A 7,125-nucleotide genomic window follows, 5' to 3' on the forward strand; every position below is an offset into this window, starting at 1 on the left:
GCGGCCGGCTGGCGGAGGCGCGACAGATGCTGGAGCCGCTCGGGCCCGCAGGGCAGGAGACCCTGGCCGATCTGCTGGTCGAGGCGCAGGACTGGCCGGGGGCAGCGGCGGCGCTCGGGGCGCATCTGCGCGCCGCCCTGCTGGCAGGCGACGCGGCCCTGGCGGAAGCGGCGCAGCGCGCCGTGCTGCGCCAGGCGGCGATCCTCACCCTGGCGGGGGATGAGGCAGCGCTGGCGGCGTTGCGCGCCCAGTACGGCCCGCGCCTCACGGAGCCGCGGCTGGCGGCCGCCTTCCAGGCCCTGACCGGGGACCCGATGCGCGGCCTTTCCGACCTGCCGCGGCTGCAGCAGGAGCTGCAACTCTTCCGGTCGTTGCCTAGCCGGCTGGAGGCATTGCGGGCCGGCGTGCCGGTGGCGCGGTGAGTCCCGCGTGCAACGCGGGGGTGGGCGGCAAAATTTTCGGCCGAGGGGGGATGTTTTCGCTTGCGTGGGGGGGCGGAGTGCCTCATATGCGCGCCCCGTTGACCTGATCAATCCCGATCACCCTGGTCATCTGCTGGTGGGAAGGAGCCCGCGATGGAAGCTCTCGTCCAACTGGGGATGGTCTCGGAGCTCCCGAGCGACACCCAGAATTCCGTGACCTCGGTGAGCGAGGACAAGGACTATTTCGTCACCCGTGACGGCGTGAAATTCGCCGGCACGCATCTGATCATCGATCTGTGGGACGCGACCAACCTCGCCGACCCGGAGCATATCGATGCGGTGCTGCGCGAGGCGGCGATCGCCACCGGCGCGACGATCCTGCACGGGCATTTTCACCATTTCGGCCCGAACAGCGGCGTCTCCGGCGTGCTGGTGCTCGCGGAAAGCCATGTCTCCATCCACACCTGGCCGGAGCGGGACTACGCGGCGCTCGACATCTTCGTCTGCGGCGCCTGCAACCCGTACAACGCCATTCCGGTGCTGAAGAAGGGCTTCCTGCCCGGCCGCGTGCAGCTCGCCGAGAACAAGCGCGGGCTGATCGCCTGACATCATTTTGCGGGTGAAGAACGGGGGCCGGATCCGGCAGGGTCCGGCCCTTCTTCTGTCGTGAAGGGGGCCGTGATGGCGACCGATTCCTGGGTGAATGAATCCCTCTATGCCGAATGGGGCCAGCGCTTCCTGGTGAAGCGGGAGCTCGCGCGGGTGAAGAGCGGCTTCCAGGACATCATGGTGTTCGAGAGCTACACCCATGGCCGGGTGATGCTGCTGGACGGCGTGGTGCAGATCACCGAGGCGGATGAGTTCGTCTATCAGGAGATGCTGACCCATGTGCCGCTGCTGGCGCATGGCGCGGCGAAGCGCGTGCTGATCATCGGCGCCGGGGATGGCGGCGTGCTGCGCCGCGTGCTGCAGCACCGCAATGTCGAGCGCGCCGTGATGGTCGAGATCGATGGCGAGGTGATCCGGCTGGCGAAGGAGCACCTGCCGGGCATCGCCGGCGATGCCTGGAACGATCCGCGCGCCGAGGTGATCGTCGGCGACGGCATCGACTATGTCCGCCAGGCGCCGGCCGCCAGCTTCGACGTCGTCATCGTGGACAGCACCGATCCGATCGGCGTCGGCGAGGTGCTGTTCACCGAGGAATTCTACGCCAATGCGGCGCGGCTGCTGAGCGAGCGCGGCCTCATCGTCAACCAGTGCGGCGTGCCCTTCATGCAGGCGGATGAGCTGCGGGACACCAATCTGCGCCGCGCCAAGGCCTTCCCGGACACCCATGCCTATGTGGCGGCGGTGCCGACCTATGTCGGCGGCTTCATGACGCTGGGCTGGGCGGCGAAGGACGCGTCGCTGCGTCAGGTGGGGGTGGAGGAGATCCGCGCCCGGGCCCAGGCGGCCGGCGTGCTGGGCACGACGAGGTACTGGACGCCGGAAATCCATGTCGGCGCCTTCCACCTGCCGCCCTATATCGCGGCGGCGCTGGCGGGCTGAGAGACCGCCGCTGCCGCCAGTCGCCCTGCCGCTGCCCGCCAGGGCGGCTGGCGGGGCTTTCGGCATGTAGCGGCCTATGGCGCGAAACCCTGCACCAGGCTGCCGGCCACCAGCCGCCAGCCATCCACCAGCACGAAGAAGATCAGCTTGAAGGGCAAGGAGATCACGTTCGGCGGCAGCATCATCATGCCGAGCGACATGAGCAGGCTGGCCACCACCATGTCGATGACCAGAAAGGGCAGGAAGAGCAGGAAGCCGATCTCGAAGGCGCGCTTCAGCTCGCTGACCAGGAAGGCGGGCAGCAGGGCGCGCCAGGGCAGCTGCTCCGGCCGCGCATCCTCCGGCACCGGCGGCAGCTGGGCGAGATCAAGGAACACCGCCATGTCCCCCTCCCGCACCTGGCCGGCCATGAAGGTGCGGAAGGGCTCGGCCGCCGCCGCCAGCCCCTCCATCTCGCCGATCCGGCCTTCCATCAGCGGCTGGATGCCGCCCTGCCAGCTTGCCTCCAGCGCCGGCTGCATGACGAAGAGGGTGAGGAAGAGCGCCAGCCCGACCAGGATCGGGTTGGGCGGCACGCCCTGGGCACCGATGGCGCTGCGCAGCAGGGAGAGCACGATGACGATGCGGGTGAAGGCGGTGGCCATTACCAGCAGCGACGGTGCCAGGGAAAGCAGCCCGATCAGCGCGGTGAGCTGAACGAGGCGGGAGGTGGCGCCGGCCTGGCCCGCCGCGCCGAGATCGATGGAAACGCTCTGCGCCGCCGCCGGCAGGGCGGCGCCCAGCAGCAGCAGGAGGCCGAGGCCGAGGCGCCTCACGGCGCCTGCTCCGGCGGCAGCCAGCCCAGCATCCGGTCCTCCGTCCCGCCGGTCAGCAGCAGCGCCTCCCGCCCGTCGCAGCGGATGAGGAGGAGGCGGCGGCGCGGATCGAGGGCGAGGCTTTCCAGCAGGGCGAGGCGCCGCCCCGGCCGTGCCGCCCCGCCCTGGCGGCGGCCGAGCGCCCGCGCGGCGAGCCAGAGCGGCCCGAGCACCGCGGCGAGGGCGGCGGCGGCCTGCAGCCAGGGTCCTGTGTCCAGCATGGTCCCGCGGCCTCCTGCCGGCGGTGGGGGGCGGAAGAGGTGAAGTCGGCCGGTGCGCTCAGCCTTCGGGGGCGGGCAGGGTGCCGGCCAGCCCCTCCACCTCGGCCAGCAGGGCCAGCAGCGCCGGCCGCAGGGATTGCCCCGCCGGCTTTGGCAGCACCGCCACCGCGGCGCAGAGCCGGGCGGCTTCGGCATCCAGCCCGGCGAGGTCGATCCGCCGCCCCCCCTCGCTCAGGGCGCGGGCGAGGGTGACGGTGCCCTGCATCGACTGGATGGCGGCGAGGACCGGCGCGGTGTAGCGGTCCGTTCCAGGGCTCTGGCTCATGCGGCACATCTTGCCGGGGCGGGGTTAAGCGATCCTTGCACCGCCGTCCGGCGCGCCGCGGCCGCCTTTACTCTTCCTTCGCACGTCTCGCGGCATATCCGGGGCATGGACCCGTCCCGGACTTCCACCATCGCCCTCGCCGAACGGCGGCTTGCCTGGCTGGATGCAAGGCAGGGCGTGCTGGCGCGGAACGTCGCCAATGCCGATACGCCGAATTTCCGGCCGAGCGACATCCGCCCCTTCGCCGAGCTGCTGGCGCGTGGCGGCGGCATGACCCTGGCCCGCACCGATGGCCAGCACATTGCCAACCGGCGCGGCAACCCGGATGCCCGGCCGGACCGGCTGGCGGTGGAGCGGGCGCCGAACGGCAATGCCGTCTCCCTGGACCGGGAGGCCCTGCGGGTGGCGGATACCGACACCGCCCATGCCCTGGCCAGCAACCTCTACCGCCGCTGGATGGGCATGTTCCGCACCGCGCTGGGACGCCAGCAATGATGCGCCCACACCCCTGACGCGCCGAAGGATCGCCGCCATGGATCTCGACCAGGCCCTCCGCGTCTCCGCCGCCGGCATGCAGGCGCAATCCCTGCGCCTGCGCGTGGTGGCGGAGAACATCGCCAACCGCGACAGCACCGGCCAGTCGCCGGGCGCCGATCCCTATCGCCGCAAGACCGTCACCTTCGCCAGCCGGATGGACCGCCAGGCGGGGGTGGAGCTGGTGCAGGTGGAGCGCGTCGGCACCGCCCCCGGGGCGTTCCGCCGGGACTACGAGCCGGGCCACCCCGCCGCCGATGCCGATGGCTATGTCAAGCGGCCCAACGTGGACAGCCTGGTGGAGATGATGGACATGCGGGAGGCGCAGCGCAGCTACAGCGCCAACCTTTCGGTGCTGGAGACGACGCGCGGCATGCTGACCCGCACCATCGAGGCGCTGCGCTGATGCCAGGGCCGGTCGCGCCCTCCGCCGTCGCACCGGCCCAGGCGGCTGCCGCCTATCGCGCCGCTGCCAGCCCGGCGGAGGCTGGTGCCGCGGCGGAGGGCTTCGGCGCCGCGCTGCAGCGGGCGGTGCAGGATGCGGTGGAGGTCGGCCGCGGTGCCGATGCCGCCACCACGCAATCCCTGATGGGCCAGGGCAGCGTCACCGATGTCGTGCTCGCCGTCTCGCGCGCCGAGCTCACCCTGCAGACCGCCGTCGCAGTGCGGGACCGGGTCGTCTCTGCCTATCAGGACGTGATGCGCATGCCCATCTAGTTCCCCACAACGTTGCTGCGCAACGCCGTGGGGGGGCGGAGTCGCTGCGTTCCTGAAGCCTCGCACAGCCTGTCGCGACAAAGCCGCGGCAGGACACCGGGCAGCGGGTGGGGCGCATAGCGTGCACCAGGCCGGACTCCGTGCCGGCTCCCCGCAGGAGGCGGCGGATGATCGAGAATCCCACAGCGCTCGCGGTGCGCGAGGCCATCTGGATGGCGCTGCAACTGGCCGGGCCGCCGCTGCTCGCCATGCTCGCCGTCGGGCTGGTCGTCTCCATTCTGCAGGCGCTGACCCAGGTGCAGGAGGCGACGCTCGCCTTCCTGCCGAAGCTCGTCGCCCTCGGCGTCATCCTCCTGCTGCTCGGTCCCGGCATGGTGGGCGCCATGCGCGCCTATGCCGGCGGGTTGTTCGACCGCATCGTGGCCATTGGCGGCCTGCCCTGATGCTGGAGGCGCTGCCGACCCTGGCCTTCCATGCCGTGCTGCTGCTCTGCCGGCTCGGCGGCGCCGTCATGCTGCTGCCCGGACTCGGGGAGCAGGAGGTGCCGATGGCGATCCGCCTGGCCCTGCTGCTGGCCCTCGTCGCGCTGCTCATCGCCCCGCTCGCCCCCACCCTGCCGCCTCTGCCGGCGGAGCTCGGCGACCTCGCCCGGCTGCTTTGCGGGGAGATCGCGATCGGCCTCTGGTTCGGGGTTCTCGCGCGGCTGCTCAGCCTCGCCATGGCCCAGGCCGGGCAGGTGGTGGCGCTGATGACGGGCCTCAGCAGCCCCCTGCAGACCGACCCGGCCTTCGGCGCGCACAGCACGGCGCCCGGCCGGCTCTTCTCCCTGATGGCGGCGCTGCTCATCCTCTCCACCGGCCTCTACGCCCTGCCGCTGCAAGGGCTGGTGCGCAGCTACGCGCTGCTGCCGGCCGGCGGCCCGGTGCCGCTCGGCGCCACGGCGGAGCTGCTGGCCCAGGCGGTGGCGGACAGCCTCGGCATCGCGCTCCGCCTCGCGGCGCCGCTGGTGCTGGCCGGCATCACCGGCAATTTCGCCCTGGCCCTGCTGGCTCGCGTGGCGCCGCAGGTGCAGGTCTACAACCTCGCCGCCCCGGCGCAGATCCTGGCCGGGCTGCTGCTGCTCATGCTGGTCCTGCCGCCGCTGCTCGAGGTCTGGCTCGCGGCCAGCCGCGAAGGCTTCCTCGCCCTCGGCGCCGGGCGCTGAGCCATGGCGGAGGGCGAGGAGAAGGAGGCCGAGGACCGGACGGAAGCCCCCTCGCAACGGCGCCTGGAGAAGGCGCGGGAACAGGGTCAGGTCCCGCTCTCGCGGGAAGCGGTGGGCTTCGCCACCCTGCTGGCGGCGAGCATCGCCTGCCTCCTCGCCCTGCCGCCGCTGGGCAGGGACTGGCTCTTCGCCATGCGCCTGATCCTGGAGCGGGCGGAGCCGGGCCTCGCCTTGCCGCTGGTCGCGGCGCTGCTGCAATCCTCCGCTTTCATGCTGCTGCCGGTGCTCGGCTTGGTCGGGCTGGCCGCCATCCTCGCCAGCCTGGCCCAGACCGGGCCGGGGCTGCATGCGGAGAAGCTGGCGCCGGACCTCGCCCGGCTCAGCCCGCTCGCCGCGCTGCGCCGCCTCTTCGGGGCGGAGGGGCTGATCGAGCTGGGGCGCACCCTGGCGAAGCTCATCCTCCTCGGCTCCGCGCTGTGGCAGGCGGTGGAGCCGGAGCGGCTGCCATCCCTGCTGCATCAGCCCATCGCCGCGCTCCTGGCGGAGGCCGGCCGTGCCGTGCTGCGGCTGCTGGTCGCCATGCTGCTGGCCTTCGGCATCCTCGCCGGGCTGGATCTGCTGCTGGTGCGCTGGCGCTTCCTGCGGCAGATGCGGATGAGCCGGGAGGACATCCGGGAGGAGCAGAAGGAATCGGAAGGCGACCCGCACATCCGGGCACGGCAGCGGCAGATCCGCGAAACCCGGGCCCGGCGGCGCATGCTGGCCCAGGTGCCGAAGGCGACCGTTGTCATCACCAACCCCACCCACTATGCGGTGGCGCTGCTCTATGCGCCGGGCCAGGCCGCGGCGCCGCGGCTGGTGGCCAAGGGCGCGGATGAGCTGGCGGCGCGCATCCGCGCCGTGGCGGAGGAGCATGGCGTGCCGATCGTCTCGAACCCGCCCTTGGCCCGCGCCCTGTTCCGGCTGGAGCCGGACACCGAGGTGCCCGCCGAGCATTGGCAGGCGGTGGCCGAGATCATCGCCTATGTCTGGCGGTTGCAGGGCCGCCAGGCGGGGGCGGCGCATGGCTGAGCGGCGTTGGTTCGCCCGCCGTGGCGCCGGGCCGGATGCCGCCTTCCAGGCCCTTTTCGCCGCCCTGCCGGAGGGGCTGGCGCTGCTGGATGCGGAGGGCCGGCTGCTGGCGGCGAATCCGGCGCTCGGTCGGATGGCCGGGCCCGCTTTGGCGCCGCGCCCCGGCCTGCCTGCCGCCCTGCTGCTGCGGGAGGCGGCGCGGCCGGCCTTCGCCGCGCTGCTGGCCCGT

General features: G+C 72.4%; 13 protein-coding genes. 10 read left to right on the forward strand and 3 right to left on the reverse strand.

Annotation, left to right across the window (positions count from 1 at the left end; all coding sequences use genetic code 11):
* From NJ376_RS27625 to speE, 3 genes are all read left to right on the forward strand, one after another.
* A partial coding sequence (locus NJ376_RS27625; RefSeq protein ID WP_370288737.1) for a hypothetical protein occupies positions 1-422 on the forward strand: 422 nt, incomplete at its 5' end.
* Positions 423-575: 153 nt separating this feature from the next.
* On the forward strand, positions 576-1,028 hold the full coding sequence (gene speD, locus NJ376_RS27630) for an adenosylmethionine decarboxylase (protein ID WP_252956574.1): 453 nt from the start codon (positions 576-578) through the stop codon (positions 1,026-1,028).
* 75 nt (positions 1,029-1,103) lie between these two features.
* Entirely contained in the window at positions 1,104-1,970 is an 867-nt protein-coding gene (gene speE, locus NJ376_RS27635) for a polyamine aminopropyltransferase (protein WP_252956575.1), read from the forward strand.
* A 74-nt stretch (positions 1,971-2,044) separates the two neighbouring features.
* Here speE and fliP read toward each other — a convergent pair whose 3' ends face one another.
* Genes fliP through NJ376_RS27650 form a run of 3 tightly spaced genes read right to left on the reverse strand, consistent with a single transcriptional unit; the run spans position 2,045 to position 3,370 of the window.
* The gene (fliP, locus tag NJ376_RS27640; RefSeq protein WP_252956576.1) at positions 2,045-2,785 is read right to left on the reverse strand and encodes a flagellar type III secretion system pore protein FliP; all 741 of its coding nucleotides are present in this window, start codon (positions 2,783-2,785) and stop codon (positions 2,045-2,047) included.
* Entirely contained in the window at positions 2,782-3,045 is a 264-nt protein-coding gene (locus tag NJ376_RS27645; protein WP_252956577.1) for a flagellar biosynthetic protein FliO, read from the reverse strand. Before NJ376_RS27645 ends, fliP begins: the two co-directional genes overlap by 4 nt.
* A gap of 58 nt (positions 3,046-3,103) precedes the next feature.
* Positions 3,104-3,370: a hypothetical protein gene (locus tag NJ376_RS27650; protein WP_252956578.1), complete on the reverse strand. Its 267-nt coding sequence runs from the start codon at positions 3,368-3,370 to the stop codon at positions 3,104-3,106.
* Between the two features lie 105 nt (positions 3,371-3,475).
* Here NJ376_RS27650 and NJ376_RS27655 point away from each other — a divergent pair, with 105 nt between their 5' ends.
* The 7 genes from NJ376_RS27655 to NJ376_RS27685 form a co-directional block, all read left to right on the forward strand.
* Positions 3,476-3,865, forward strand: coding sequence for a flagellar basal body rod protein FlgB (locus tag NJ376_RS27655; protein WP_252956579.1), 390 nt, complete (start codon positions 3,476-3,478; stop codon positions 3,863-3,865).
* Positions 3,866-3,902: 37 nt separating this feature from the next.
* Complete coding sequence (gene flgC, locus NJ376_RS27660) at positions 3,903-4,310, forward strand: flagellar basal body rod protein FlgC (RefSeq protein WP_252956580.1); 408 nt, start codon at positions 3,903-3,905, stop codon at positions 4,308-4,310.
* Positions 4,310-4,621 (forward strand): flagellar hook-basal body complex protein FliE, encoded by a 312-nt coding sequence (locus tag NJ376_RS27665; protein WP_252956581.1) that lies wholly within the window; start codon positions 4,310-4,312, stop codon positions 4,619-4,621. The genes flgC and NJ376_RS27665 overlap by 1 nt, the downstream gene beginning before the upstream one ends.
* Before the next feature lie 167 nt (positions 4,622-4,788).
* Positions 4,789-5,064 (forward strand): flagellar biosynthetic protein FliQ, encoded by a 276-nt coding sequence (locus tag NJ376_RS27670; protein WP_252956582.1) that lies wholly within the window; start codon positions 4,789-4,791, stop codon positions 5,062-5,064.
* Entirely contained in the window at positions 5,064-5,825 is a 762-nt protein-coding gene (locus NJ376_RS27675; RefSeq protein ID WP_252956583.1) for a flagellar biosynthetic protein FliR, read from the forward strand. The genes NJ376_RS27670 and NJ376_RS27675 overlap by 1 nt, the downstream gene beginning before the upstream one ends.
* Before the next feature lie 3 nt (positions 5,826-5,828).
* Complete coding sequence (locus tag NJ376_RS27680) at positions 5,829-6,896, forward strand: EscU/YscU/HrcU family type III secretion system export apparatus switch protein (protein WP_252956584.1); 1,068 nt, start codon at positions 5,829-5,831, stop codon at positions 6,894-6,896.
* Positions 6,889-7,125: PAS domain-containing protein (locus NJ376_RS27685; protein ID WP_252956585.1), on the forward strand; the 237-nt coding region annotated here is incomplete at its 3' end. The genes NJ376_RS27680 and NJ376_RS27685, both read left to right, overlap by 8 nt.

This window comes from Siccirubricoccus soli (assembly GCF_024178315.1).
Classification (GTDB): domain Bacteria; phylum Pseudomonadota; class Alphaproteobacteria; order Acetobacterales; family Acetobacteraceae; genus Siccirubricoccus; species Siccirubricoccus soli.

What these genes read in the sequence shown, in the direction of transcription:
- speD (WP_252956574.1), top strand. Translation starts at nt 576, where the DNA reads ATGGAAGCTCTCGTCCAACTGGGGATGGTCTCGGAGCTCCCGAGCGAC.
- speE (WP_252956575.1), top strand. Translation starts at nt 1,104, where the DNA reads ATGGCGACCGATTCCTGGGTGAATGAATCCCTCTATGCCGAATGGGGC.
- NJ376_RS27645 (WP_252956577.1), bottom strand. Translation starts at nt 3,045, where the DNA reads ATGCTGGACACAGGACCCTGGCTGCAGGCCGCCGCCGCCCTCGCCGCG.
- NJ376_RS27650 (WP_252956578.1), bottom strand. Translation starts at nt 3,370, where the DNA reads ATGAGCCAGAGCCCTGGAACGGACCGCTACACCGCGCCGGTCCTCGCC.
- NJ376_RS27655 (WP_252956579.1), top strand. Translation starts at nt 3,476, where the DNA reads ATGGACCCGTCCCGGACTTCCACCATCGCCCTCGCCGAACGGCGGCTT.
- flgC (WP_252956580.1), top strand. Translation starts at nt 3,903, where the DNA reads ATGGATCTCGACCAGGCCCTCCGCGTCTCCGCCGCCGGCATGCAGGCG.
- NJ376_RS27665 (WP_252956581.1), top strand. Translation starts at nt 4,310, where the DNA reads ATGCCAGGGCCGGTCGCGCCCTCCGCCGTCGCACCGGCCCAGGCGGCT.
- NJ376_RS27670 (WP_252956582.1), top strand. Translation starts at nt 4,789, where the DNA reads ATGATCGAGAATCCCACAGCGCTCGCGGTGCGCGAGGCCATCTGGATG.
- NJ376_RS27675 (WP_252956583.1), top strand. Translation starts at nt 5,064, where the DNA reads ATGCTGGAGGCGCTGCCGACCCTGGCCTTCCATGCCGTGCTGCTGCTC.
- NJ376_RS27680 (WP_252956584.1), top strand. Translation starts at nt 5,829, where the DNA reads ATGGCGGAGGGCGAGGAGAAGGAGGCCGAGGACCGGACGGAAGCCCCC.